Below are 26,394 nucleotides of genomic sequence, written 5' to 3'. Positions count from 1 at the left end.
AATCGTGGGGGCGATTCTAGGGGGTTGTCTGTGTTGACTCCAGCTATGGGTGTGATAGGTGATCGGTGGCTATCCGCAAAACTCGTAGGAGCGAGGCTTGCCCGCGAAGGCGGCGCATCCAACATCAATCTGCCTGATACAGCGCTTTCGCGGGCAAGCCTCGCTCCTACAGAAATCATGGCAGCATCAGCTATAGTGCCGCCCGGGTTTTGTTATGGAGACATCCCATTGCGCATCGCTTTTCTATTCGCGACCTGGCTCTTGAGTTTCGGTGCCCTGGCCGCACCGGGCGAGGTGGCGACGCTCGACCGCAGTACCTGGCCCGAACAGCTCGACAGCCCGACCCTGTTCGACGTCGCGTCGCGCGCCGAAATCCTGATGTTCGCCCGAGTCCTGCTGGCCAGCGAATCCCTGGATGAACCGAGCCTGGCCCAACGACTGGGCCTGCGCACGATCAACCTGGAGGCGGTCAACAACCTGCGCCAACGCCTGTGGCAACGTCTGCTGAGCAACTACAGCTTCGCCCAGCGAAGCTGCGATCAAGACGCTTCCTTCTGTTTCCTGGTCGAGGACATGGACACCTTGCGCCAGCAGGCGGCCAAGTTTCAGCTCAGTGACGACAGCTACTACATCAAGTGGGCAGAGCCGAGTCGCTTGTTCCATGCCCGGTACCTGGACGAGCAATTGCGCAAGGCCGCGCTGTTTCCACAATCGAGCAGCGAAGTCGATCGTTTTGGCGACCACGAACGCAACGGCGCCACGATGAATGACCGGCTGTTCCTGCTGACCTTCGACAGCGCCGCCAATGCCACTCCGGACAACACCGCCTGGGTGGCTGAATACCTGCGCAAGGCAAAGATGAGCGGCACCTTCTTTGTCCTCGGCAAGGACATTCAGGCACGTTTGAATGAACGCTCAGTCGCCAGCCTGCAAGCCACGTATTCAATGCAGTGCATCGGCGTGCAAGGTTGGGAGTTCCGTTCCCACAGCCACTGGCTGGACTGGCAGGACTCGGTACGACGCAGCGTCGAACGGGTCAAAGGCAAATTGCCGGAGAATTACATGCCGTTGTTTCGGCCGCCCGACGGTCAGCGTCGTGGGGACGCCGAAAGCTTCTTCAGGGCCCAGGGCCTGCAAGTGGCGCTGTGGGACATCGATGCCCAGGATGGCGCCGGCAAGCTCCAGCCCGACCAAAGCGCGCAACGCGTATTGACCCTGATGCTGTTATGGCGCCACGGCGTGATCAACTTCAACATCAAGCAGGATGGAGTGAAAACGGCGATGCCCTGGCTCATCACGCAAACGGCGCAAAGCGGGATCGGTTGGGAGGACTGTCAGGACGGGTTTCGCTGAAAATGGCCAAAGGCCGTAAACATTGGGCGAGGGGCGATTTCGGGGGAGAATTCGGTACAGGCGGACTTCCGACTTTAACGGCACATTGCCTGCACGCCAAGGGCTATTCGTCACTCTGAAAAATAAACTTCAAAAAAGCGTCAAAGTACTTTTTCCTGTCACAGGTTTTGGAGTATTACGAAGACAGACCGCCGAAACCTGCAGACAGGTGGCGTCTTCCAAGACTCCCATTTGTGTGCAAGTTCACTTGAACCCTCGCAGGTGAATTCGGTGGCCACTTCGAGGCGCAGCACTGTCACGGTATTGCGTCGACTGGCTCCCACAAAGGTGACCGAGTATGGATGATCACGGACGTAGTTTTTCCTCCAACCAGCCAATCCTTTATGTACTCGATACCAACGTATTGATCCACGATCCAAACGCCCTGCTTAACTTCGAAGAACACCACGTCGCCATCCCGATGACCGTGCTTGAGGAGCTGGACAAGCTCAAGAGCGGGCATCACAGCGTGGCTGCGGAATGCCGCCAGGCCATTCGCCTGATCGACAAGACCCTGGGCGACGCCAGCCCTGAAGACGTTGAACTGGGTGTGCCGATCCAGCGGGGCAAAAGCGGGCCCAAGGGTTTGCTGTCGATCCTGATGAGCAAGCGTGCCGAACCGAACATCATTCTGCCTGAGCACCTGAACGACAACATCATCATCAACCAGCTGATCGACCTGCATGCGCGCGAGCCCAAGCTGCCCGTGGTGCTGGTCACCAAAGACATCAACATGCGCCTCAAGGCCCGGGCGTGCGGGATCGCGGCCGAGGACTACAGCACCGACCAACTGGTAGACGACGTCTCGCTGCTGCCCAATGGTTATCACAACATGGACGGCTCCTTCTGGGACCGCGTGAAGAATGTCGAAACCCGTCAGGACCACGGTCGCACCTGGCACCAGGTGCAATTGATCGACAACCTGCCGGCAGTGCACATCAATGAGTTCATCATCGACGAACAGGGTTTTGTCGGCTGGATCAAGGAAATCGAGGAAGACCGGCTGCTGATTCTCGACCTGCACCAGGAACCCCTGTTGCACCAGGAGGCCTGGGGCCTGAAACCCCGTGACATCTACCAGAGCCTGGCGCTGTACGCCTTGCTCGATCCGGACATCCACCTGGTCAACCTGTCCGGCGCCGCCGGCTCGGGTAAAACCATCCTGGCCCTGGCGGCGGCCATCGAGCAGACCATGGTCAGCAAGCGCTATCGGCGAATCATCGCCACCCGTAGCGTGCAAGGCCTGGATCAGGAGATCGGCTTCCTTCCGGGCACCGAAGCGGAAAAAATGGAGCCGTGGCTGGGCGCCATCACCGACAACCTCGAAGCCTTGCACATGGATGACGAAAACACCCATGGCAGCGTCGACTACATCCTCAGCAAAGTGCCGCTGCAGTTCAAATCCCTCAACTACATTCGGGGCCGCAGTTTCCAACAGAGCCTGATCCTGATCGATGAATGCCAGAACCTCACGCCGCACCAGATGAAAACCATCATCACCCGTGCCGGCGCCGGATCCAAAGTGGTGTGCCTGGGCAACCTGGCGCAGATCGACACCCCTTACCTGTCCGCGACCAGCTCCGGGCTGACGTACCTGACCGAACGCTTCAAGGATTTCCCCAACGGTGTGCACATCACCCTGCAAGGGGTACCGCGTTCGATTCTGGCCGAATACGCCGAATCGCATTTGTAGCCCTCATAAAACCGGGCTGCCCAAAGCTGCCCGGTTTTTTATGTCCAACATAAATCCCCGCCTTTGTAGGAGCGAGGCTTGCCCGCGAAGGCGTCCTCAAGTGCGCCAAAAGCTTCGCGGGCAAGCCTCGCTCCTACAGGGGGCTGTGATGATCCGATAATGAAGCGTGCGGAAATCTGACCCACAGGTTTACAATCGAGGCTCCTGATCAGGAGTATCCCTGTGCTGACTCATCTCGATTCCCAAGGTCGCGCCAACATGGTCGACGTCACCGAAAAAGCCGTGACGTTCCGCGAAGCGACGGCCCAGGCGCTGGTGCGCATGCTGCCCGACACCCTGCAAATGATCGTCAGCGGCGGTCATCCCAAGGGTGATGTGTTTGCCGTGGCGCGTATCGCCGGCATTCAGGCGGCGAAGAAAACCAGCGATCTGATTCCCCTGTGTCATCCATTACTGCTCACCGGCGTCAAGGTCGAACTCAGTGCCGAAGGCGACGATACCGTGCGCATCGTCGCGCGCTGCAAGTTGTCCGGACAGACCGGCGTCGAAATGGAAGCCCTGACCGCGGCCAGCGTCGCGGCGCTGACGATCTATGACATGTGCAAGGCCGTGGATCGCGGCATGACCATCGAAAGCGTGCGGCTGCTGGAGAAACTTGGGGGCAAGAGCGGCCATTTCCAGGCGGATCAGCCATGAACCTCACCGTGAAGTTTTTTGCCCGTTACCGGGAAGCGCTCGGCGTCGACTTGGTGAAGGTTGAAGGGGATTTCGCGACCGTCGATGACGTGCGCGCGTTGCTGGCTCAACGCGACGGCGCCGAGGTGCTGAGCGAACAGAACCTGATGTGCGCCCGCAATGAAGACCTGTGCCAGCTCGACGAGCCGGTGAGCGATGGCGATGAAGTCGCCTTTTTCCCGACTGTGACCGGAGGCTGAGCCATGGCGATTCGTGTGCAGTCCACTGCGTTCGATCCGGGTGCCGAGGTCAACGCCATGCATGCGGCCAATGTCGGCGTCGGTGCGGTGGTGAGTTTTGTCGGCTATGTGCGCGACTTCAATGACGGGCTCGAAGTGGCCGGGATGTTTCTGGAGCACTATCCGGGCATGACCGAAAAAGCCCTCGGCAAAATCGCCGTTGAGGCGCAGCAACGCTGGCCGTTGCTCAAGCTGGAAGTGCTGCATCGCATCGGCGCCCTGGAGCCGGGTGAGCCGATCGTCTTCGTCGGCGCCGCCAGCGCCCACCGCCAGGCGGCGTTCGACGCCTGCTCTTTCGTCATGGACTATCTGAAAACCCGCGCGCCGTTCTGGAAGAAAGAGAACACCAGCGATGGTGCGCGCTGGGTGGAAGGGCGCGACAGTGATCATGCGGCGGCGGATCGCTGGAAGCAGTGATTCCTGCGGCGCATTCAAGTAGGCATTCGCGGGCAAGCCTCGCTCCTACGGTTCTGTGCATGCATATGTTGTGTGAACGACTCAGAACCCTGTAGGAGCGAGCGATGCGGCGATCCGACTTGCCCGCGAAGAGGCCATCCGCTACACCCAAAATCTCCCCGACCCACCTCCCGACCGCCGGCCGACCCATCTCATTCGCCCCGGATTGACGACTCATACATAAAAGTCCAGTATGGATTTATAAGTACAAAAAAAGGCCGCCCCCGTTTCAGCTCTTTCTTCTGTCTTGCCAAACCAACAACAACCCGCGAGAGAACGAACATGAAGAAATTCCCCCTCATTACCGGTCTGGCCCTGAGCCTGTTGGCGTGCAGCACCCTGTTCGCCGCCGAGAAGACCCTGCGCATCGGCATCGAGGCGGCGTACCCGCCGTTCGCCTCGAAAAGCTCGGACGGCAAGATTGTCGGATTCGACTACGACATCGGCAATGCCCTGTGCGCGCAGATGCAGGTCAAGTGCCAGTGGGTTGAAGGCGAGTTCGATGGCCTGATTCCTTCCCTGAAGGTGAAGAAAATCGACATGGCGCTGTCGTCCATGACCATCAACGAAGACCGCAAGAAGTCGGTGGATTTTACCCACAAGTACTACTTCACCTCATCGCGCCTGGTGATGAAGGAAGGGGCGGTGGTGGATGACCAGTACGCCAGCCTCAAAGGCAAGACGATCGGCGTGCAACGTGCCACCACTACTGATCGTTATGCCACCGAGGTGTTTGAACCCAAGGGCGTTAACGTCAAGCGTTACAGCAACAACGAAGAGATCTACATGGATCTGGCGGCCGGTCGCCTCGATGCGATTTTTGCCGACACCATTCCGCTGAATGACTTTCTGATGATGCCCCGTGGCAAAGGCTATGCGTTTGTCGGGCCGGAGCTGAAGGATCCGAAATACGTGGGGGAGGGCGCCGGGATCGCGGTGCGCAAGGGCAACACCGAATTGGTGACCCAACTGAACACGGCCATCGACGGCATTCGCGCCAGTGGTGAATACCAGAAGATTTCCGAGAAGTACTTCAAGTCTGATATCTACGGCGACTGATCGAACGCGCCAAGTCGGTGAACGACGCTGATTTCGTGTAGGAGCCGGCTTGGCGAAGACGGCGGCACATTCAGTAGAAGTGTTGACTGATGGACCGCTTTCGCTGCGGTGCGGCGATCCGACAGGCCAGCTTCTACAGGGGGGCCGCGGCGCTCACAAAGCCCATGGAAAATGTGTGAGCCGGCTCCCGGTGGTGTTCCGACGAAGACGCCATCGGCCTGGTCAAAATTCAACCCGATCGCCGAAATTTTAATCCCTTCTTAACCCGCTTATCGTCTATTCCCCGATACCCACCCACGCGCGCCAGACTCTCCAAGGTCCGGGCCAGCGTGTAGACTTTGGGCAATCGATATTCAGAAGGGAAACGCAATGAGCGAGGAAACAATGCGGTTGGGTCGTGAACGGCGCTACCTGGTGTTACTGGGCGCCATCTGCCTGGCGCTGATCGGCGGCGCGCTGTACATGCAAATCGTCCTGGGCGAGGCGCCGTGCCCGCTATGCATCCTGCAACGCTACGCCTTGCTGCTGATTGCGATCTTCGCCTTCATCGGCGCGGCCATGCGCACCCGCCGCAGCATCACGGTGTTTGAAACCCTGGTGGTGATCTGCGCCGTGGCAGGCGTCGGAGTGGCAGGGCATCACGTCTACACCCAGTTCTATCCGACCGTCAGCTGCGGCATCGATGTGTTGCAACCGATAGTCGACGGCTTGCCGCTGGCGAAGATCTTCCCGCTGGGCTTCCAGGTCGACGGTTTCTGCTCGACGCCGTACCCGCCGATTCTCGGTCTGTCCCTCGCCCAATGGGCGCTGGTCGCCTTTGTACTGGTGGTCATCCTGGTGCCGCTGCTCACTTCGCGTAATCGCAAAGCGCTGCGCTGAGCCCATCTCGCGCCTCCCGTGTAAAGCAAAAAACGCCCCGGTCCTCGTTGAGAGCACCGGGGCGTTTTGCATGGCAGGGGGCGGGTAAAAAGACCTTGATGCGCGACAAGTCGGGGGGCGACACATGTGCGACACGTTGTCACAGCGCGAGTGTCGCAGGGCATTTCAAAGCCGTGAATTCGCGCCCCTCTACGCAACAAAAAGCGGCTTTTTCAATGGCGGGCGGCTTAGACCCTGAAACACCCGAACAGGCAGTTTTAACAGGGCCTGGCGAATTGGCGGAGCCCTTGTCGCATAGGGGCTTGGGCCGGGTCGAAGGAGGGTGTAGAGCCTTCGATACTGTCTGAACCGCGTGCGGTAGACCTACTATTTTTGGTGTTTTTGTTGAGAATTAATTTCGATAACATGCCGGACTTTTGCGAAATTCGTGATTGATTGTTGCTGAAATGGATAAAAATTATTTCGGGATGAGACATGGTTTATGAATCGCTACGTCACTACAATCGCCCGCACTGAATTCCCGGCACTGCTCACCCTTACACAGGTGCACGAGCAGGAATAGGGCGTCGAGAGGCCGGATGGCTTCATGCGACTCCCAGGTGTCGGTGCCTTCCACTATCCGCACCAAATGGAATTGGTCTTTAACAAGGCCTTTGACCACGAATTCGAATAAGAACTCACCGCTGTCCCAGGATTTGTCGAACAGCGTCTGACGCGCGACGGGCAGCCCTTATTCAATCCAAGAAAAATGCCAACCCTTGGCAGGGTGAAGTGTTGGCGATCAAAAACCAACTGCATTGCGCAAGCTGCTTTAGAGGTCGTGAGATGAGTAAAAACAGGTACCCAAGACTACTAGGCATAGTGCCGCTGCTCGGCACGTTGTTGCTGGGAGGCTGCAACATGACCTTGCTCAATCCTACGGGCCAGGTCGGCCTGGAGCAGCGAAACCTGATCATCACCGCGACGCTGCTGATGCTGTTGGTCGTGATCCCGGTCATCGTCATGACCTTCCTGTTCGCCTGGAAATACCGCGCGTCCAACACCAACGCGACCTACACCCCGAAATGGAACCACTCCACCAAGATTGAAATCGCGGTGTGGACCGTTCCGATCCTGATCATCATTGCCCTGGGTTACGTCACTTACGTGTCGACCCACGAACTGGACCCGTACCGTCCGCTGGAATCCGACGTCAAGCCGATCACCATCGAAGTGGTCTCGCTGGACTGGAAGTGGGTGTTCATCTATCCGGAACAGGGCATCGCCACCGTCAACAAGATCGTGTTCCCGACCAATACACCGGTCAACTTCAAGGTAACGTCGGACTCGGTGATGAACTCGTTCTTCATCCCGGGCCTGGGCGGCCAGATCTACGCGATGGCCGGCATGCAGACCAAGTTGCACCTGATTGCCAACCGTGACGCTGAAATGGAAGGCATCTCCGCCAACTACAGCGGCGCAGGTTTTACCGGCATGAAATTCAAAGCGATCTCAACCTCTCAGGAAAATTTCGACGCCTGGGTAAGCGAAGTCAAAAAGGCACCTAAACAGCTGGAATCAGCTGAATACGAAGCCCTTACCAAGCCAAGCCAGAACAACCCAGTCGAGCTCTACTCCTCGGTCACGCCGAACCTGTTCCAGATCATCGTCGACAAGTACGAAGGCATGAAACCGGGCAAGCCGATGCACCACGAGAAGAAAGAGAAAGAAGTGGCCCATATGGAAGGGATGGACATGAGTTCGCATTCAGCTGCCGGGGCAGAGGAGTAAACGATGTTTGGTAAATTAAGTTGGGAAGCGGTCCCGTTCCACGAACCGATCGTGATGATAACCATCGCCATGATCGCACTCGGTGGTCTGGCGCTGTTCGCTGCAATCACCTACTTCAAGAAGTGGACCTACCTGTGGACCGAGTGGCTGACGTCGGTCGACCACAAGAAAATCGGCGTGATGTACATCATCGTCGCCATGATCATGCTGCTGCGCGGTTTTGCCGACGCCATCATGATGCGTACCCAGCTGGCCATGGCCACCGAGGGTTCGCCTGGCTACCTGCCACCTGAACACTATGACCAGATCTTCACCGCCCACGGTGTGATCATGATCATCTTCATGGCGATGCCATTCTTCACCGGCCTGATGAACCTGGCAGTGCCGCTGCAGATCGGTGCCCGTGACGTTGCGTACCCGTTCCTGAACTCCCTGAGCTTCTGGCTGCTGGTGTCGGGCGTGGTGCTGATCAACCTGTCCCTGGGCGTTGGCGAATTCGCCAAGACCGGTTGGGTTGCCTATCCGCCGTTGTCGGGCCTGCAATACAGTCCGGGCGTGGGGATGGACTACTACATCTGGGCGCTACAGCTATCCGGGCTAGGTACGACGCTGACGGGGGTCAACTTCCTGGCCACCGTGCTGAAAATGCGTACCCCGGGCATGAAGCTGATGGACATGCCGATCTTCACCTGGACCTGCACCTGGGCCAACGTCCTGATCGTGGCTTCGTTCCCGATCCTGACCGCTACCCTGGCACTGCTGACGCTTGACCGTTACATGGATTTCCACATTTTCACCAATGAACTTGGTGGCAATCCGATGATGTACGTCAACCTGTTCTGGGCCTGGGGTCACCCCGAGGTGTACATCCTGATCCTGCCAGCGTTCGGCATTTTCTCGGAAGTCATCTCGACCTTCACCGGCAAGAAACTGTTCGGCCACCACTCGATGATCTACGCCAGCGGCGCGATCTCGATCCTGGGCTTCATGGTCTGGCTGCACCACTTCTTCACCATGGGGTCGGGTGCCAGCGTCAACGCCTTCTTCGGCCTGGCGACGATGCTGATTTCGATCCCGACGGGGGTGAAGCTATTCAACTGGCTGTTCACCATCTACCAGGGCCGTCTGCGTTTCACCAGCCAGGTGCTGTGGACCCTGGGCTTCATGGTGACCTTCGCCATCGGCGGCATGACCGGCGTACTGCTGGCCATCCCGGGTGCTGACTTCGTTCTGCACAACAGCCTGTTCGTGATCGCGCACTTCCATAACGTGATCATCGGCGGCGCGGTATTCGGCTACATCGCAGGCTTTGCGTTCTACTTCCCGAAAGCGTTCGGCTTCAAGCTGCACGAAGGCTGGGGCAAGGCCGCATTCTGGTTCTGGATCACCGGCTTCTTCGTCGCGTTCATGCCGCTCTATGTCCTGGGCTTCATGGGCATGACCCGTCGTTTGAACGCTACTACCAACCCTGAGTGGGTGCCGTACCTGTACGTCGCCATGTTCGGTGCGGTGATGATCGCCGTCGGTATCGCCTGCCAGCTGATCCAGCTGTACGTCAGCGTGCGTGACCGCAACAAGCCAGAGAACATGTGCGAACACGGCGACCCGTGGAATGCCCATACCCTGGAATGGTCGACCTCGTCGCCACCTCCGTTCTACAACTTTGCCGTGCTGCCGAAAGCCGACGTCATCGACCCGTTCACCGAAGCCAAGGAAGACGGCACCGCGTACAAGGCTCCGGCCCGGTACGAGCCGATCCACATGCCCAACAACACCGCGACCGGTGTGGTCATGGGCGCACTGTTGACCGTGTTCGGTTTCGCGATGATCTGGCACATCTGGTGGCTGGCCATCGTCGGCCTGGTCGGCACCGTGGTGTATTTCACCATCCATGCCGCCCGTGACGATCAGGGCTACATGGTGCCGGTGGATGTCATCGAGCGCATCGAAGCCGAGCAGCACAAACGTCTGGTAGCGGCCGGGAAAGTCCCAGCCAACGCCACCCGTGTTGAAACCTCGTTGGAACAGGCTTAAACCATGTCGAACTTAGTGACCAATGCTGGACACACCCATGTCGATGGACATGGGCACGATGACCATCACCACGACTCGGGCGAGATGACCGTATTCGGTTTCTGGCTCTACCTGATGACCGACTGCATCCTGTTTGCGTCGATCTTCGCGGTGTACGCGGTACTGGTTAACAACGTAGCGGGCGGCCCATCGGGAGCCGACATCTTCGAACTGCCTTACGTGCTGGGCGAAACCGCTCTGCTGTTGTTCAGTTCGATCACCTACGGCTTCGCCATGCTGGCGTTGTTCAAGGGTAACAAGAAGGGCGTGCTGACCTGGTTGGGCATGACCTTCCTGCTTGGCGCCGGCTTTATCGCCATGGAGATCAACGAGTTCCACCTGCTGATCTCCGAGGGCTTCGGCCCTAGCCGCTCAGGCTTCCTGTCCGGGTTCTTCACCCTGGTCGGCACCCACGGTCTGCACGTGACCAGCGGTCTGATCTGGATGGCGATCATGATGTACCAGGTGCAGAAAAACGGCCTGACGGCGACCAACAAGACCCGTCTGAGCTGCCTGAGCCTGTTCTGGCACTTCCTGGACGTGGTGTGGATCTGCGTATTCACCGTTGTTTATCTGATGGGGACTATGTAAATGGCTAACGCTCATGCCCACGATACCCACGATGCGAACCATGGCAGCGTCAAGTCCTACGCCATCGGTTTCATTCTGTCGGTGATCCTGACCGTCATTCCTTTTGGCCTGGTGATGTACCCGTCGCTGCCGAAAGCCATGACCCTGTGGATCGTCCTGATCTTTGCAGTGATCCAGGTGCTGGTGCACCTGGTGTACTTCCTCCACCTGGACCGCTCCGCCGCCCAGCGTAACAACGTGATCGCGTTTGTTTTCGCCGCACTGGTAATCGTCCTGTTGGTAGGCCTGTCGTTGTGGATCATGTTCAGCATCCACACCAACATGATGGCGCACTGAGGTAAGTCCGGATGTCCTTGAAGCACTTTATCCAAATCACCAAACCGGGGATCATTTTCGGTAACGTGCTTTCAGTGGCAGGCGGATTTTTCCTGGCCTCCAAAGGGCATGTCGATCTGGCCATCTTCCTGGCTGCGATGATCGGCACGTCCCTGGTGGTGGCTTCCGGTTGCGTGTTCAACAACTGCATCGACCGCGACATCGACCTGAAGATGGAACGCACCAAGAACCGGGTGCTGGTCCAGGGCTTGATCTCCCTGAAACTGGCCCTGGCCTTTGCGACCATTCTGGGTGTTTTCGGCGTTGCACTGTTGTACAAGGTGGCCAACCCGTTGGCCGCTTTGTTCGCGGTGATCGGCTTCGTCATCTACGTCGGCTTCTACAGTCTGTACCTCAAGCGCAAGTCGGTTCACGGCACGCTGGTGGGCAGTCTGTCGGGCGCCATGCCGCCGGTGATTGGCTACGTCGCTGTGACCAACAGCTTCGACATGGCCGCACTGACGCTGCTGGTGATGTTCAGCCTGTGGCAGATGCCGCATTCCTACGCCATCGCGATCTTTCGCTTCAACGATTACCTGGCTGCATCGATTCCGGTGCTGCCGGTCAAGCGCGGGATTGAAGTGGCGAAGAAGCACATCCTGCTCTACATCCTGGCGTTCCTCGTGGCGACCTTGATGCTGACCTTCAGCGGCTACGCCGGCATGAGCTACCTCGCCGTCGCCGCGGCCATGGGCATGTACTGGCTGTACATGGCCTGGACCGGCTACAAGGCAGTGGATGACAGGGTCTGGGCACGCAAGCTGTTCGTGTTCTCGATCTTCACCATTACCGCGTTGAGCGTGATGATGTCGCTGGATTTCAAGGTGCCGAGTGAGTTGTTGCTGACTTACGCGCCATAGGCTTTAGACGCTGCATCAAAAAAACCCCGCCTTCGACAGAAGAGCGGGGTTTTTTATTGCTGGCGCTGGAGCACGTTCAATTCTGTTCTGCCATCCCGCCGCGTCTGAACTCATACGAAGTTATCAACAGTTATAGGGGTAAATCACTATAACTACGAGTAACGAGATAGCACTGGTCAGTTAAGAAAAAATCGAGATATTCTAAGAATCTTAAGATTTTATTGGACCGCTAAAGAAAAATCGCGTGGCCTGCTCAAAAATGAGGATTTGCGCGATGAACTCAGCTGGATATGCCTGTCTGCAAGATGCACTGCAGCTTTCAGCGTTTCCTCTGCGCCAACCTGCCAGAGTTCAGCCTGTTACACGGCTTGAAAGAATCGGCGACATATTGGCAGTCCCGCCTGCAATTGCACCTGCGCCAGATGATCTGCTCGGGCATGTCCTCTTCGCGTTGAAGCATGAAGGGATCAATCTCACCATTCTAGCTCAGGCGTTACCTCGAATTCCGGCACAAGCGCTCGAAGCCGAATTGCGAAAAGCTCCAAACGGGATCTACATCCGCAAGGCCTGCTTTCTCTACGAAGCATTCAATGGTGAGGAGCTGACCCAACACTCCCCCGTGAAGGGAGGCTTCATCCCCTTGTTTGACCCGGAGCAGTACTTGACGATGCCAGGGGAACGTAATTCCCGCTGGCGGATTGAGTTCAATGGTATTGGAACACTAGCTTACTGCGCCACCGTTGAACGAACACCTCAGATTATGGTGTTGCTACAACACGATATCTTGGCGCGTGCGCAGCAATTCATTCAGAACCTGCCATCAGGAATGATGGATCGGGCAATCAACTGGGCCTATCTGAGCGAAGCCCAGGACTCATTCGCCATCGAGAAAGAGTCGCCAAGCGAAGACAAGTCCCGGCGTTTCATTCAGCTGCTCCGGCAGGCCCATGAACGCATTCCATTGAGTGAGGATTACTTGGTGACCCTCCAGAATGCAACGATCTCCAATCCATACGATATGGCTGCTGCGTTCCGCCATGAACAGAACCATTTGGCAAGCGGTCTGCATGGTGCCGCAGGTGTAACGTATGTCCCACCTGCACCGGACTTATGTCGGGAGTTGATGGAACAGCTGATGGCATTGGGGAATGACGCGGTAAAGCGTATTGACCCTCTGATCGCCGCCGGGATCATTTCATTTGGATTCGTCTTCCTTCACCCTTTCATGGATGGGAATGGTCGCCTTTCCCGCTTCCTCATACACCAGACACTTTGCCGTGCGGGGGCATTGGAAAATGGCTTGCTGCTTCCGGTGTCGGTGGCAATGAAGCGCGAGGAGCGTCTGTATCTGGAAACCCTGCAGGAGTTCTCTCGGCCAGCGCGTGAATTCTGGGACGTGCGCTGGATTGACCAGGGAAACATGTCCTTCAACTTCACGGGGCATCCGGCAATATACCGCTTCTGGGATGCCACGCCAGGTGTGCGATTCACTCTGGAGATGGCCAAGCGAGCTCTTGAAGTGGAGCTTCGTGAAGAGACAGTTTTTCTCCAAAATTACGACAAGATCGTCAAGGCGGTTGATGAGCGCTACGACGTCCGAGGCAGTGACTTGGCCAATCTGGTAATGATGTGTCTGTCGCAAAATGGCACGGTCTCGAAGCACCGGCGCAAGCAGTACAAGTATTCGGTTCAGGAGGAAGTGTTTGATTACATTGAGCAGGTCACGCAGACCATGCTTCGGGATCAGAAAGAGGAAAAGGAAGGGGCCAAGATTGCTGATCTGTAATGGCTGAATTGATAGCTCGGGTTCGTTAAAAAACCGCGCATCGAAAAACGTGCGGGTTTTTTTATTTCTAAAGGCTGGTGGGACAAGCGCATGGCGAGGGACGCGTTTTCGTTCAGTGGGACTGTGAATAAATATTACGCCGTCTGGTGCAACTCCTGATGTAGCTTGCTCAAGAACAACTCATCGGATAGGTCAATTTCCAGAACGCTGAAAGGCATTGGAAGTGCATCCACACACAGGGCGAGCGGTATTTGGCCATTAGCAACGGACGTCAGGCATATTGAGTGATTCGAACCGACATGCCAATTAGACCTGGGTGGCTGCCGGATCAGTTTACGTAACTCTTGAGAACGCATTGCGGTAAGCATGTCCTGGCCTGAACACTTGGCGTAGGCTTCGCACATGCACCAATGGCCTACGATATCGCAGTCGGCTGAGGTCAGGCATGAGCCCTCGTCGTCAAGGAATGTCTTGCGAAGATACTTGCTCAAAACACCGCTCCCTTCCAACAGACCCCCGCCCTCGATATCGACGCCAATCCTGCTGTTCCTTGACGCTGCAACACAGACGTACCCACAAGCATGACTCAAGCTGAACTCCAGGCTGTACCCATCTAAATAGGGCCTGCCATTTCGTTCGATAAGAATGGGTAAATGGCGCGGCACCAAGCTGAGTAAACTGGCTATCACACTGCGAAGGAGGGCTCTTCCCAGCATGAATTCTGTTTTGCTTGTTTCGTCTTTGATGCCATGGGCTCGAAGCAACTCATCATCTGATAAAAGCGATTCCAGATGCGAGGGCAAGCCGCAGTGCTTGAGCTTGAAAGTGGGGGCGGCTACTGCGAATAAATTCAGGTCAGGCATAGAGGTGTTTAGTGGTTGATGCCAAATGAGCGGTAGTTCGCGCGCTGGAAGCGTGAGTTTATTGCTTTCCCTCACCGCGCACCTTGGTATAAGCAATTCCATAAGCGACCACTGCTGAGAGCGTCAGCCAGGCCGTCATGAAAATAATTGCATTTTGAAGACCAATAAAATAGATGAGTCCACTGACTATCAAGGTGCCTACGCTTCCTCCTAGTGCACCTAGCGCGCTCCAGTAACTAAATATTTTTCCGGATTTGTCGTCGTCTATTTCGTGCTGAATGGCTGTGATCAGGGGTATGTCAATGACAGTAGCTGAGAGCCCTATCAATAGGCTGGCAATAAGCGCCAGTACCAAAGCAGGCAGACCAGTAAAAGAATTAACGACGAGAATGATAAGTGCCAGAGCAAGAATGATTTCTCCGCAGAACGCCAGTCTCAAGTTATTCGAGATCCGCAATTTACCTATTATCAACGAACTAATAAGCTCTCCAATCCCACAAGCTACCATCAGGCTGCTATAAAATGTAGCGGGTTGATTCAGTGTATTGACTGCATACAGTGGGAGTGCTATTTGCAGGGTGCCGCGCCAGGACACTGTGTAAAGAAAATAGCTGGTGATTCTTACCATTAACGCTCGATGCGTGAGTAACTCTTCCCAGCCACTGCGTAACTGTTGCAGCATGGAAAATGCAGTTCGAGCGGCAGTGCGCGTCACGTGCCCCTTGATGCTCGTCAGGGACATTTGCGAGAAAAAGAATATTAACGCACAGACAATCAGGGCGTTGGCCGGCGCTACATTTAGCGCGCCTGAAACGCCTACTAAACCAGCTCCCAGAAAAAAACAAGGCCAAAGCACACTTTGCACCAGCCCATTGGCGAGTATTAACTCTTTCTTTTCCACAATACTGGGAACATAGGCTTTGCTCGCCGGTTTCGACAGCGCATAGGTGGATGTCACAACGGCGCCAATGAGCGTAAGAAAGAAGATGTCCAGAGCATTCATGAACAAAAGCAACGCTAGAATCAGTACACCTGACCCACGGACTACATCACAAAATACCATCAGTTTTCTGCGATCATATTGGTCGGCAACCGCGCCGCCTAAAATGCCCAAGATACCTCTTGGAAACGTCACACAGAACGCAACGATACCCAATGTACTTGCTGACGCTCCCATCGACAGCGCTAAAAATGTTACCAGCACTCCAAAAAAGCCGTCGCCAACGCTTACCAGGACCTGGCTTAGAAAAAATCTTGTGAAGTTCGGTTGTCCAAGAAGCTTTCTGTAACTTAACTCGTCCGTTTCCAGTTCTATGTCTAAAGCCATTTAGGAACATCCCAGGTTTTTTCTTAACAGCGAAAGGGTGCGGCGTTCATGAACTGCCAGCTTTTCGCATCTTGATACGATTGATCCGACATTTATGCGGTGTGTGATTTCAGCCTTGGCCATGGCGTATTTTATGACCATTGCCTCAGCAGCGATGTCATTTAAGTGGGAAGCAGCGACTTGATCGCCCAAGACACGTTCGGCAAATCTTGAAAACAAACTTCGCGAGCCGGAGTATATTGAAAATGCCTCATGTATTTTTTTTGCGCGAATGCTAACGGATTCGTATGGGTTGTTCGCAATCCATTCTATTTCAGTAAGCAGTTTGTAACTGTCCTCCATTGAGGATAAGTAAGTTGCACACTTTTGTATGGCAATGTCACGTCCGCTCTCAGTTGTGTCGATCTCGATCGGCTTGAAATATCTGATCAGGCGTGCGCCATTGTTGTTGAAATATCTCTCGATGTAGCTTTGATCGTAGCGATACGTTCTCAATATAGAGGAGGGGTCATCATCAATCACCTCCCAAACGGAGTGAGCGCATTGTCCGGATAGCACAATCGAGTGGTTAAGATGTTCCATTTGGTATTCGGGGCAATGTGGTAAATAAAATACACTGCCCATGACGATGGCAAATGGAATCTTCTCCAAGTGCTCACTTAGGTCGTCGCCCGCCAACTCGAACGTTTCGTATGTCTTCAGGCTTTGTTGCCAGCCTGTCAAAGACAGTCCCTCGTTATCTATTGAGGGCGTCAAAAAAGCATACTTGGGTTTGTGATTCAGAATATGGTCTTCAAAAATCCGGTCTGTCGAAGCAAGTGAATTATAAAATAGCAGATCGACGTCGGCGCCACACTTCTCCAGAAATACGACGGCTTGCCTTCGCCAGCAATCCAGAAAACGCCTGTCATAATGTTCAGTGTCGTAGGGGAATGGCTGACTTTCGATGTTCAATGTGTCCTGATTAAGCGCCATGGGCTAATGCTTCCATCAAAAACCTCCACGAAGAAATTGTTATTCCGTCGAGCTTCGCTGCGTTAATTTCCAGCCAGCCGTCCAGCACCTTGAATAGAAGCGTACTTTCATTTTCTATCCAGCTCTCTGGGCTTTCATTCAATGCGGCGTTTGCCGGCGCCACACTTGCTTCGGTGACAAAAACTATATGGCCTTCCAGGGATAAACGTGCACCCGTAGCTCGCCCACACGCTCTGATGATGCTAAGGTTCTCTGATACGGTTTTTAGTTTGCTTAAACTTCGTTCCCCCAGCGAAGGAAATCCTATCGAAGTGGCAATGTTTTCATCCTGCTTTCTTGCCATTGAAGTCCACTGGCTTCGATTTTCAATAATCTTTGGCAGGCCAGCGAATATCTTCTTTATCACCTTTAACCACACCGAGCTGGCACAGTCCGTGGGGGTTACTTTTATGGATGCTTGTTCAATAATATCGCCTTGGTCAAACACCTCGGTCATGAAATGATAAGTCACGCCTACGTGTTCTTCTCCATTTTTCAGTGCATAAAAAATCGGTGCTCCTCCGCGATATTCAGGTAACAGGGAAGGGTGGATGTTAACCATGCCGTACTTGCTTGATTTCGAAAGTGATACATCTAATTTCGAAAGATAAGTCATTACAAGAATTATGTCAGGGCGGAAAGTCACTAAGGCCGCTCTTAACATCTCGGCGCACTCAATAGGCTCTATATTTTGGGTATCACCCTCCCATTCGTTAAAGGCAGATTGCGAGGCAAAAACCATCAGGTCTTCAGGCTCAGTGATGCCCCGTAAGAGGGGGACCAATGACAATCCCTGTACTCCGCATATGTAGGCGATGCGACAGGTCATGCTGATTCTACCGAGCCGTATTTTTCGCGAAGCAAGTTGATTGTTTGCCGAGGTGTAGCAAAATTGCTCATGAGCAAATCCTCCTCGTCGAGTTCGAAGTTGAGTTCGTTCTCCAGCATGGCAATGATTTGGATGATTTTTATAGAGTTGACCCGCATTTCGGATAGGGACGAATCCATATCGACCGTCAGCTCAGAACCTATAACGTTGCCGATGACCCGGAATACGGTTTCTTGAATTAAGTCCATTGCACGATGTTCCTGTTTAGATGGCGTTACGCATTTTTTAGTTTTTCAGGCCAGTTACGATTATCGGGACCATACTGTTCATACAAAGCTGCACGCCACCGATCAATTCCGAAAGCTACGCAGCCAGAATGCAAAAAGCTTTTTTCATCATTCGTGACTTCAAATTTTTCACATAACGTATCCTGGCAATTGTTGAACGAAGCTATGGAACTCGCGTTGCCGTTGGCAGAAATGAATTCCAGTTCGTACTTTGCGTCCGCCATTAATTGCACCGCACCTTTGGTTTTCATGTCGTCATAATGAAAAAAGGGATCGCGAGCGGTCACGACCTGACCATAAAGACCAAGCGAGCAAAAAAGGTCCCAAATTTCATCCATGATGCCCAGTCGCTTGCTTTCCACATACGCTTGGCTGCCCATGAACACTATTTCACGCATGGTGAACTCGTTGCGACGGAAGGTGTTGAGTCGCCACTGAATTTCATGTCGAAAGCATCGCCCCTTCAACGTAAACATGATTTCCGATTGCACGGTTTCCTGGATTTCTGCGTAACAGTGGTAGCAAACACATGGCTGTAAGAAGGCGCCATGATTTTGGAATAAATTAGCAGGAATGGTCGATGACTGAGATTCGCGAATTTCTTTAATCAGGGTGTAGTTATGGGGTATTTGCGTGACGCCATAAACGTTCTGAGGGAAATTTTTATGGTAGCCATTTCTTTCCATTATGTCGGCTGTATAAATCGATGCATAATCCCGCACATGGGCGCCGTGACGAACCGCTACTTCAAGCAGTAACCTGTCTATGGCCTCCATCAGGCGTACATCATTTCCATCGTAATAGGCTGCGGAGTTGTCAGGGTATGTTGCCTGGGATTGGCCATTCGGGCGCGCATGGACTTTTAATTTTTTTTGAGCAGATATTTTCGAAACCAGCAAAGCGTCGATGAGTTCGTCCAGATCAACGTTGATCTTGTCCCGTTCTGCCAGATCTTGAGTGTCAATATCGATTAGTGTGGCGTGCTCACCTTCGAGGTATTTAACACTTTTCACCGATTCGCTGATGTACGGAATGCGCTCCAGCAACTCACTCAGTCGCCCATTCATGATTTTAGCGGGTAATGCCGCTTTTATTTGGTTCAAGTCGCTGCTTGAAATCTGCTTTGCAAACATATTCATTTTTACATCCACCGTTGTTTGTAAGATATTACGCCGAGTTTTTCTTTGGCCAGGATTTCATACGTTACATCGCGTTGTGGTGGATGAAATTGCGCAGCTTTTATATCCTTGAAGATGCTTGATAATGGATTTTCATTTGACAGGCTGTTGATCCCGGTTATTTTCATGGCGCTTGAAACTAACAGCTCTGACTCGCGGGCGATGACTTCCTTGGCAATGAGACTGATTCTGTTGACGTTTAAATCTACATCCTCCTTGCTGGCCAGGAAATCATCCAGCACCGAACAGAAGGAGCGCATCTGCGACTCCATTACTTCCATTGAAATCAGCATTTCCGCTATTGAGAATTGCACGCCCGGGTACTTCGCCAGGACATTGTTTCCGTTGGGTGGGCGTTTTGTGCTGGCTGTATTGATTGCCAAGTCGAGTACTTGACGCGAGATGCCGAGATACACGCAGCACACGTTAAAACGGAACAGGTAGCCTTGGACGGCCAGCGTGGATATAGGGGTGTTTTCGTTACAGATTACAAACGCATCAGGACAAAATGCGTTATCAAATTTCACACTATTGCTGTGAGTATCCTGCATGGCAACGCTGTTCCAGTCCTCAAGAACTGAAACACCCTCGCCATTTTTGCTTAACATCAACGCAATGACACCAAGGTCGTTCCCCGAGTAGTTTTCGACCATGCAGTACACTGGCAGGTAAGAAACAAAGGGCTCCAGCGATACAAATTTCTTTAACCCCGTTACTCGATACCCGCCTTCGACTTTTCTGGCCCTAATGGGGTACGTTTCTATGTTCAACTGACCAGGCGTCAAAAAATACAAACCTGGCTCGTTTAGCGAGCCCATCAGATGTCCATGAGTTGATACATCATCGAGGACGCTGGAGAATGTTTCTCCCTGGCGCGTGGCGATGCCCCATAACGTATAAAGATGCATGGATAGGCTCAGGGCAGACGATGCATCCAATTGCGCCAGATTCGCAATCACAGCCAGGTATTCTTCGGCCGTCATATTGTGAAAAGTAACGGGAAGCGAATGGATTTTTAGTTCGACCAGTTTTCCAATCCGCTCTTCAATGGGAAGGTGGGCGATGTTCAACTGTTGTAGTTGATCCAGTAGATGTAAAATCTGAGGTCTGATGTGGCTCATGCTCTATGCCTTTTTCAATGATGTGCGTGGATCCCCAGACTTGGAATTCCATCAAGAATTGATTTTCGTGTTTGTCGCGCACGTGAATTTTGCGAGCAAGTGCTGTGCTCGACGTTAAATGTTCGGAGCGTGTAATTACATTACTTAAATACCATGCTCAACAGGACAAGCACGAGGAGACTTATATACACAATCGCGTGAATTCGATCCGGCGTCTTCCCGATCAATGGGGTCGCCAGCCGGATGCCAAACACAGCCCCCAGCGTTAATATAGCAAACGCGAGAAGATCGACATACCCGAGGTATCCGGCTCCAAAGTCGTAACCTCCAACTTCCGCTACCAGTATGTATGTCACTGTTCCTGCCAGCGCTACCGGTAAACTAAGTGGATTGGCCATTGAGGTGGCCTGAGTCATACTCAAGCCGCAGCGCCGAAGCAAGGGAACCGTCATGACACTGCCGCCGACCCCGAGGACGGTTGCAATGGCTCCAATGCTCATGCCGCCCGGTATCGTGGCGAGTTTGCTTAGCCCTTTGGGTTGGTTATTTGCTATTTGCTCAATGAAACCGCGGCGAAACAGGCAATCAACAATAGTAATCGCTAAATATATAACGAATGCCATGCGTAACATTTCGCTATCAAACAGTTCCGCGGTAATAGCTCCGGCAATTGCCCCGAGACCAATGTACCCGGCAAGAGGCCACAGATAGGGCATTAATAGAGTACCGGAACGCGCATGTTTTCTTGTACTGATGGATGCATTCACGATCATGACGCAGGTAGAGGTAGCCACAGCAATATGCATTGCTGACTGGGCGATCATGTCATCGGCACCATGCATGGCTAACAAAACCCGATAGAGGACAGGCACTATTACAAAACCGCCCCCAAATCCGAATAAAACGGTGGTGACGCCTGCAAAACAACCAAAAAAACCCAGCAGAATATAGCTCATTACGCTTAATCCAATAAGAATCGCGGCGTAAGATAGGTCACTCGATTGCGAGCGGCTTGAGCATTCGAGCCAACTATGTTTGAGTTTCGGCCACTTTCTGATAAGACATCCCATGCGAAACATTCCGATCCACGTGCTGGATGCTACCCCTCGCTCCGTTGTTGCCATCGGATCCGACTATCCCGATGGATTTTTGCACCCCAGCCATACTCATCGGCGCGCACAGCTCCTCTATGGCGCCAAAGGGGTAATGAAGGTCGTGACAAAGGGTGGCAACTGGATCGTTCCACCCCAGCGTGCAGTGTGGATTCCGCCGCAGGTTGCGCATGAGGTGCTGTACTTTGGGGTGAGTACCAGAAGCCTCTATATTGAACCCGCTTCCATTCCTTCAACCAGAACCGACTGCCAGGTCATCAGCGTCTCACCGTTGCTGCGCCAGTTGCTGATGGAGTCCGTAGACGTGCCGCTTGAATATGAAGAACAGGGCCGGGATGGCGCGTTGATGAGTCTTTTGCTACATGAATTGGCCCGGGCCACAGAATTACCTTTTCATATCCCGCTACCGATTGATCCGCGTTTATTGTCCCGTTGCCAGGCATTTCTTCAGGTGCCCGACATTCATCAATCGCCGCAAGACTGGGCGCGTGACCTATATATGAGTGAGCGCTCGTTCAGCCGTCTGTTCCGCGAGCAGACTACGATGAGCTTCGGTCAGTGGCGTCAGCGTGCCTGCGTTGTCCTTGCATTGGCAAGGTTGTCCGCCGGAGCGTCCATTACACGGATAGCCCTTGATTTTGGGTATGAAAGCCCTGCTGCGTTTTCAACAATGTTTCGTAGAATATTGGGGCAATCACCAACAGCCTATCTGGACAATCTCTAGCGTCGACAGGGGGTGTCAGCTGTCGAGCAATCGCAAGAACCGCTCGCGCACCTGGGTGTTATCGCTGTGAGCGACGTTGAAGCGCAGGTAGTGGCTCGCATCCGGCGCCTTACTGAGCAACGTGCCGGGTGCGAGCACCAGATCGATCTCCAGACCTTTCCTCGCTAAAGTTTCGGCATGATGCCCTTCCGGCAAACGCGTCCAGATAAACAACCCTTCATGGGGCAGCGATGACACCGAGCAACCGGCCTCCAGCAGCCAGCTGGTCACCCGGCTGCTGGACTCGTAAAGCCGATCCACCGTGCGCCGGGTATGTTTGGCGTAGCTGCCATCACTGAGCATCGTGCAGATAATCTGCTCCGCCAGTTCCGACGTCATGCCGCCACAGGTCATTTTCAGGGTGATCATCCGTGCGGCCAGTTGTGGCGAAAGCACCGCATAGCTGACCCGACTGTTAGCCGTCAGGGTCTTGGAGAAACCGGACACGTAACTGACATTATCCAGGCCACCCGCTGCCAGGCGTGGCGTCATGCGTTGCTGCATGTCGCAATACAAGTCGTCTTCGAGGATGTGGAAACCGTAACGATGGCTCAACTCCAGCAGGCGATAAACCTGCGCGGGGGAGAATGAGTGCCCGGTCGGGTTGTGCAGGGTACTGTTGGTCATGTAGAGAACGGGACGATGGGCGATCAGCAATTGCTCGAAGGCGTCCAGGTCCATGCCGTCGCAATCCCGGGGAATGGTGATGACCTTGGCACCGTGCAAGGCCAGGTTGGCGTGCATGGTGAAGTAACAGGGGTCGTCGAGCAGCACCGTGTCGCCGGGCTTGAGCAGCAGGCGCATCAGCATGTCGATGGCCTGCACGGTGTTGGCCGTGGTGATGATCTGGTCCACCGGGACTTCGATGCCGTGGGTCGACAGCTTCACCCGCAACGCCTCGCGCAGCGGCAGGTAGCCGCCGGCAACGCCATATTCGCCCATACGCAGGGAGGCTGCGCGCAGGGTGCCGCGCACGGCTTTAAGCAACTCGTCGGCCGGCAACCACGAGGAAGGCAGGAAACCGGCGCCAGGGCGTAGCGCGCCATTGTCCAGCAACACCGCGCGGCGGACCACGCTGAGTGTGTCTTGAGGTTGCAGGTCGGGGCCGGCATCGGTCTGGGTCGGGATGCTGGAGCGGTGCACGTAATGCCCCGACCCCTGGCGTGACACCACCAATCCCTTGGCCCGCAAGCGGTCCAGGGCATCGACCACCGTGGACTTGCCGACGTTCATCATATCGGAGAGTTCGCGAATCGGCGGCAGCCTGGAGCCGTGGGGCAGGCCGCCCTGGCTGATCGCAGCGGTCAGTTGATCGACGATCTGCTGCACCAGCGGTGCGCCGGGCTGGAATTCGATGGCGGCGATGACTGCGCGTTGAACCTGCATTTTACTGGTCTCTCCGACAGTAAAGTTCGTTTGATTCTATACGAACTTGCCCTGATCAGAACAAGCCTTCATCTCTACCATCACCTTACAGACTTTCCGGATTGTCGGCGCCTTTTGGCCCTGGCGATCGCCTGGTTCCAGAGGTGTTGCATGAGTGTTCAAACAACGGTCGCCGTCGCCAAACCGGTGATCAACATCCGCCTGTTCACGATCAGGATCATCACCGCCGTGTCGCTGTTTGCCGTGCTGGGCAAGGCCAACGTGTGGCTCGACACCGCCACCAACAGCATTCTCGCCCTCGGTTATCGGGCCTTGTTGTTGCTTTTGCCCCTGACGTTGCTGGTGCTCGGCCGTCGCTCCCTGAGCGTCACGCTGTTGTGCGCCGCCCTCGGGCTGGTGCTGTTGGCGGTGACCAGCAATCAGGGCATGGTGATGTTCGCCGCGGCGTTGTTTGCCTATGGCATCGCCATCGCCGGTTACCTGATCAAGAGCGAAGCGGCCCAGACCAAGGAAGGTGCGGCCTACAACCGGGTCGCCATGAACATGGGCAGCCTGCTGGCGGGGCTGATCCTGCTGTCGCCGCTGCTGACTCCGACCATGTTTTTCCTTGGCGCCGCGAGTTTCGTCCTGCTGTGCCTGCCCATCGCCATGGGCGCCACCTTCACCACCGAATCGGCCGTGGCCCGTCCGGCAACCCACGACGGCAGTGGCTGGCGCAATAAACTGCCATGGGCGATTGCCGGCATCATCATGGGGATCAAGCTGTTTGGCGTGTTCTCGATCCTGCCCCAGGCGATCCTGCTCGAGACCGGTGAGTTGCCGGCCTGGTACGGCTTGATGCTGATCCTCAACAGCGCGGTGGTGGTATTTGCCCAGGTGCCGGTGATGAAGCTGATCGAACGCACCGGGCGCTTCAAGGTGGTGGCGGTGATCGGGATCATCATCGGCGGCTTCGCCGTGCTGTCGTCCCCGGCCGCCTTCCACGTCGAGACCCTGGTTGGCGCGTTGATCTGGGTGGCGCTGCTGTCCGTCGCCGAATGTGCGTTCAGCTACCTCGATTACTTCTCGGTCAAGCAGAACAACATGTTCGTCAAGGAAGTATCCCTGGGCGTCGGTGCCGGCCTGACGGTGCTGATCATGCGGGTTGTGCCGGCGCCGTACAACGCCCTGGTGCTGGCCGCCATCGGCGCGGGCGGGATTCTGGCCTGGTACTGGCTCAACCGTAAATCCAACGCGTCGCTGCAGGACTGAGTCATCGCGTGTCCGTTTTTTTCTTCACTGGTCGGGTGTTTCATGAATACGACGTCTTGCGTGGTAGTGGTCGGGTACAACGGCAATCGGGTTCACGATATCCAGAAGCTGCGCGACCTTTGCCGAAAGCGCTATAACGCGCGGTTGATTTTGCTGGTCGAGCAGATTCAGCCGGATGACGATCAGGTGGCGGATCACGTGTGTTGCACCTCCCTGGCGCCGGACGATGTGGCGGACTCGCTCGAACTGGTGGCGGGCTGCCTGGCAGCAGACCGCTGGAAGTTGATCGGGGTGCTGCCCTTTTCCGATCGTGGCGTGCTGCTGGGCGCGGCGCTGGCGACCTACTACGGCTTGCCCGGCATCACCCCCGGCGCGGCTCGGGCGGGGCTGGATAAACAGATTTTTCGCCATCTGGAAGCGACGGCGCGTACGTCGCCAGATCACTACCGACCGGTGTTTTCCGCCCGGATCGAAAGCCTGGGCGAATTGCGCCAGCGGGTCGTCGAGCTCGGCGGCCGAGCCTTCATCAAGCCTGCTTGCGAAGGCGCGAGCAGAGGCTGCCGGGTCATCCGTCATCCGTCCGAATGCGATGAGGCGTGGCTGGCGCTCAAGCCCTACCGCGAAGGTGGCATCGTCCTCGAAGAACTGATCCAGAACGCCCGGGAATACAGCTGGGACTACGTGGCCGGCAGCACCTGGGTGACCGAGAAAACTACCACCGAAGGTGCCTATCGCGCGGAAATCCAGCAAGTGGTGCCCGCACCCTTGACGACTGAGGTGCAGGCGCGCCTGGCGGCAGCCGGCCAGCATATGTCCGGCCTGGTTTCGCTGGATAACGGCGCTTACCACAACGAAATTTTCCTGCGCAGCGACGGCCTGACCTCGGCGGTGGAAACCAACATGCGCCCTGGCGGCATGCACATCTGGGACCTGGCCCGCCTGGCCTTTGTCGACTTCGACCCCTGGGAGCGCTGGGTTCGATGGGCGGTGGAGGGCAAGACCGACCATCACGACCCCGTCGCCCGGGGCTTTTGCGGTATTCGTCTGCTCCGCGCCCCGGCCGGCGGTCTGTTGCGCTACGTGCCGGACATCGAGTCCCTGGCCCGGGAACTCGATATCAAGCTGGTGGAAGCGGTGTACGCCAAGCGCCTCACGGATTCGGTAACGGCATTGGTGAAAGACAACACCTCGTTCATCGGCCACATCGTGTTGTTCAGCGAGGACTACGGGCAGCTCAGTGCCAATCTGCTGCGTTTGGCAGAAGCGATCGAGTCACGCGTCGAGGTCACCTGCCTGGCAGCGCCGTCGAGAGCGGTGGGCTGAGCCGTCGGCATCGATGTTGTTTGCATTATTGA

The 26,394-nt window shown here is 55.2% G+C and carries 25 protein-coding genes; 16 read left to right on the top strand and 9 right to left on the bottom strand.

Annotation, left to right across the window (positions count from 1 at the left end; genetic code table 11):
• Positions 1-228: 228 nt before the first annotated feature.
• The 13 genes from PMA3_RS24595 (at position 229) to PMA3_RS24535 (ending at position 13,908) form a co-directional block, all read left to right on the top strand.
• A complete protein-coding gene (locus PMA3_RS24595) occupies positions 229-1,353 on the top strand; it encodes a polysaccharide deacetylase family protein (protein ID WP_064679625.1) in 1,125 nt (374 codons plus the stop codon).
• A 337-nt stretch (positions 1,354-1,690) separates the two neighbouring features.
• Positions 1,691-3,085 carry a PhoH family protein gene (locus tag PMA3_RS24590; RefSeq protein ID WP_064679624.1) on the top strand — a complete coding sequence of 465 codons (1,395 nt, stop codon included), beginning with the start codon at positions 1,691-1,693 and terminating at the stop codon, positions 3,083-3,085.
• A 222-nt stretch (positions 3,086-3,307) separates the two neighbouring features.
• Positions 3,308-3,781: a cyclic pyranopterin monophosphate synthase MoaC gene (gene moaC, locus PMA3_RS24585; RefSeq protein ID WP_064679623.1), complete on the top strand. Its 474-nt coding sequence runs from the start codon at positions 3,308-3,310 to the stop codon at positions 3,779-3,781.
• The gene (locus PMA3_RS24580; RefSeq protein ID WP_064679622.1) at positions 3,778-4,020 is read left to right on the top strand and encodes a MoaD/ThiS family protein; all 243 of its coding nucleotides are present in this window, start codon (positions 3,778-3,780) and stop codon (positions 4,018-4,020) included. The genes moaC and PMA3_RS24580 overlap by 4 nt, the downstream gene beginning before the upstream one ends.
• A gap of 3 nt (positions 4,021-4,023) precedes the next feature.
• Positions 4,024-4,476, top strand: coding sequence for a molybdopterin synthase catalytic subunit MoaE (gene moaE / locus PMA3_RS24575; protein ID WP_064679621.1), 453 nt, complete (start codon positions 4,024-4,026; stop codon positions 4,474-4,476).
• A 321-nt stretch (positions 4,477-4,797) separates the two neighbouring features.
• Entirely contained in the window at positions 4,798-5,574 is a 777-nt protein-coding gene (locus PMA3_RS24570; RefSeq protein WP_064679620.1) for an ABC transporter substrate-binding protein, read from the top strand.
• Positions 5,575-5,943: 369 nt separating this feature from the next.
• Positions 5,944-6,453, top strand: a complete 510-nt coding sequence (locus PMA3_RS24565; protein WP_064679619.1) for a disulfide bond formation protein B — start codon at positions 5,944-5,946, stop codon at positions 6,451-6,453.
• A gap of 825 nt (positions 6,454-7,278) precedes the next feature.
• Positions 7,279-8,223: a ubiquinol oxidase subunit II gene (gene cyoA / locus PMA3_RS24560; RefSeq protein WP_064679618.1), complete on the top strand. Its 945-nt coding sequence runs from the start codon at positions 7,279-7,281 to the stop codon at positions 8,221-8,223.
• A gap of 3 nt (positions 8,224-8,226) precedes the next feature.
• Entirely contained in the window at positions 8,227-10,257 is a 2,031-nt protein-coding gene (cyoB, locus tag PMA3_RS24555) for a cytochrome o ubiquinol oxidase subunit I (RefSeq protein ID WP_064679617.1), read from the top strand.
• Between the two features lie 3 nt (positions 10,258-10,260).
• Positions 10,261-10,887 (top strand): cytochrome o ubiquinol oxidase subunit III, encoded by a 627-nt coding sequence (locus PMA3_RS24550; protein WP_064679616.1) that lies wholly within the window; start codon positions 10,261-10,263, stop codon positions 10,885-10,887.
• The gene (cyoD, locus tag PMA3_RS24545; protein ID WP_064679615.1) at positions 10,888-11,223 is read left to right on the top strand and encodes a cytochrome o ubiquinol oxidase subunit IV; all 336 of its coding nucleotides are present in this window, start codon (positions 10,888-10,890) and stop codon (positions 11,221-11,223) included.
• Between the two features lie 11 nt (positions 11,224-11,234).
• On the top strand, positions 11,235-12,122 hold the full coding sequence (gene cyoE, locus PMA3_RS24540) for a heme o synthase (protein WP_064679614.1): 888 nt from the start codon (positions 11,235-11,237) through the stop codon (positions 12,120-12,122).
• 274 nt (positions 12,123-12,396) lie between these two features.
• Complete coding sequence (locus PMA3_RS24535; RefSeq protein WP_064679613.1) at positions 12,397-13,908, top strand: Fic family protein; 1,512 nt, start codon at positions 12,397-12,399, stop codon at positions 13,906-13,908.
• A gap of 134 nt (positions 13,909-14,042) precedes the next feature.
• On the opposite strand, the gene PMA3_RS24530 is transcribed toward PMA3_RS24535, so the two are convergent.
• The 8 genes from PMA3_RS24530 to PMA3_RS24495 all read right to left on the bottom strand — a co-directional run bounded on the left by PMA3_RS24530 (position 14,043) and on the right by PMA3_RS24495 (position 21,483).
• Positions 14,043-14,771, bottom strand: coding sequence for a 4'-phosphopantetheinyl transferase family protein (locus PMA3_RS24530; protein ID WP_064679612.1), 729 nt, complete (start codon positions 14,769-14,771; stop codon positions 14,043-14,045).
• A 58-nt stretch (positions 14,772-14,829) separates the two neighbouring features.
• Entirely contained in the window at positions 14,830-16,098 is a 1,269-nt protein-coding gene (locus tag PMA3_RS24525) for an MFS transporter (protein WP_064679611.1), read from the bottom strand.
• Positions 16,099-17,073, bottom strand: a complete 975-nt coding sequence (locus tag PMA3_RS24520) for a hypothetical protein (RefSeq protein ID WP_064679610.1) — start codon at positions 17,071-17,073, stop codon at positions 16,099-16,101. It abuts the gene before it with no gap.
• Positions 17,063-17,941 carry a formyl transferase gene (locus PMA3_RS24515; RefSeq protein WP_064679609.1) on the bottom strand — a complete coding sequence of 293 codons (879 nt, stop codon included), beginning with the start codon at positions 17,939-17,941 and terminating at the stop codon, positions 17,063-17,065. The genes PMA3_RS24520 and PMA3_RS24515 overlap by 11 nt, the downstream gene beginning before the upstream one ends.
• Positions 17,938-18,189 carry an acyl carrier protein gene (locus PMA3_RS24510; RefSeq protein WP_064679608.1) on the bottom strand — a complete coding sequence of 84 codons (252 nt, stop codon included), beginning with the start codon at positions 18,187-18,189 and terminating at the stop codon, positions 17,938-17,940. Before PMA3_RS24510 ends, PMA3_RS24515 begins: the two co-directional genes overlap by 4 nt.
• 26 nt (positions 18,190-18,215) lie before the next feature.
• Positions 18,216-19,367 (bottom strand): aminoacyl--tRNA ligase-related protein, encoded by a 1,152-nt coding sequence (locus PMA3_RS24505; RefSeq protein ID WP_064679607.1) that lies wholly within the window; start codon positions 19,365-19,367, stop codon positions 18,216-18,218.
• A gap of 2 nt (positions 19,368-19,369) precedes the next feature.
• Positions 19,370-20,527, bottom strand: coding sequence for an acyl-CoA dehydrogenase family protein (locus tag PMA3_RS24500; protein WP_064679606.1), 1,158 nt, complete (start codon positions 20,525-20,527; stop codon positions 19,370-19,372).
• A gap of 140 nt (positions 20,528-20,667) precedes the next feature.
• Positions 20,668-21,483, bottom strand: coding sequence for a sulfite exporter TauE/SafE family protein (locus tag PMA3_RS24495; protein ID WP_064679605.1), 816 nt, complete (start codon positions 21,481-21,483; stop codon positions 20,668-20,670).
• Between the two features lie 112 nt (positions 21,484-21,595).
• On the opposite strand from PMA3_RS24495, the gene PMA3_RS24490 reads away from it, so the two are divergent.
• Positions 21,596-22,363 (top strand): AraC family transcriptional regulator, encoded by a 768-nt coding sequence (locus tag PMA3_RS24490; RefSeq protein ID WP_064679604.1) that lies wholly within the window; start codon positions 21,596-21,598, stop codon positions 22,361-22,363.
• Between the two features lie 15 nt (positions 22,364-22,378).
• Here the strand turns inward: PMA3_RS24490 and PMA3_RS24485 are convergent, their stop codons facing one another.
• A complete protein-coding gene (locus PMA3_RS24485; protein WP_064679603.1) occupies positions 22,379-23,788 on the bottom strand; it encodes an aminotransferase-like domain-containing protein in 1,410 nt (469 codons plus the stop codon).
• Between the two features lie 150 nt (positions 23,789-23,938).
• Between PMA3_RS24485 and PMA3_RS24480 the strand changes: the two genes are divergently transcribed.
• Together PMA3_RS24480 and PMA3_RS24475 are read left to right on the top strand one after the other, a co-directional pair.
• Positions 23,939-25,039: an MFS transporter gene (locus PMA3_RS24480; RefSeq protein ID WP_064679602.1), complete on the top strand. Its 1,101-nt coding sequence runs from the start codon at positions 23,939-23,941 to the stop codon at positions 25,037-25,039.
• A gap of 42 nt (positions 25,040-25,081) precedes the next feature.
• Positions 25,082-26,362, top strand: a complete 1,281-nt coding sequence (locus PMA3_RS24475; protein WP_064679601.1) for an ATP-grasp domain-containing protein — start codon at positions 25,082-25,084, stop codon at positions 26,360-26,362.
• Positions 26,363-26,394 lie beyond the last annotated feature (32 nt).

The sequence above is a fragment of the Pseudomonas silesiensis genome (assembly GCF_001661075.1).
Taxonomy (GTDB): domain Bacteria; phylum Pseudomonadota; class Gammaproteobacteria; order Pseudomonadales; family Pseudomonadaceae; genus Aquipseudomonas; species Aquipseudomonas silesiensis.
Note: the sequence above shows the minus strand (reverse complement) of the source record. Positions and strands in the feature narration are given on the sequence as shown.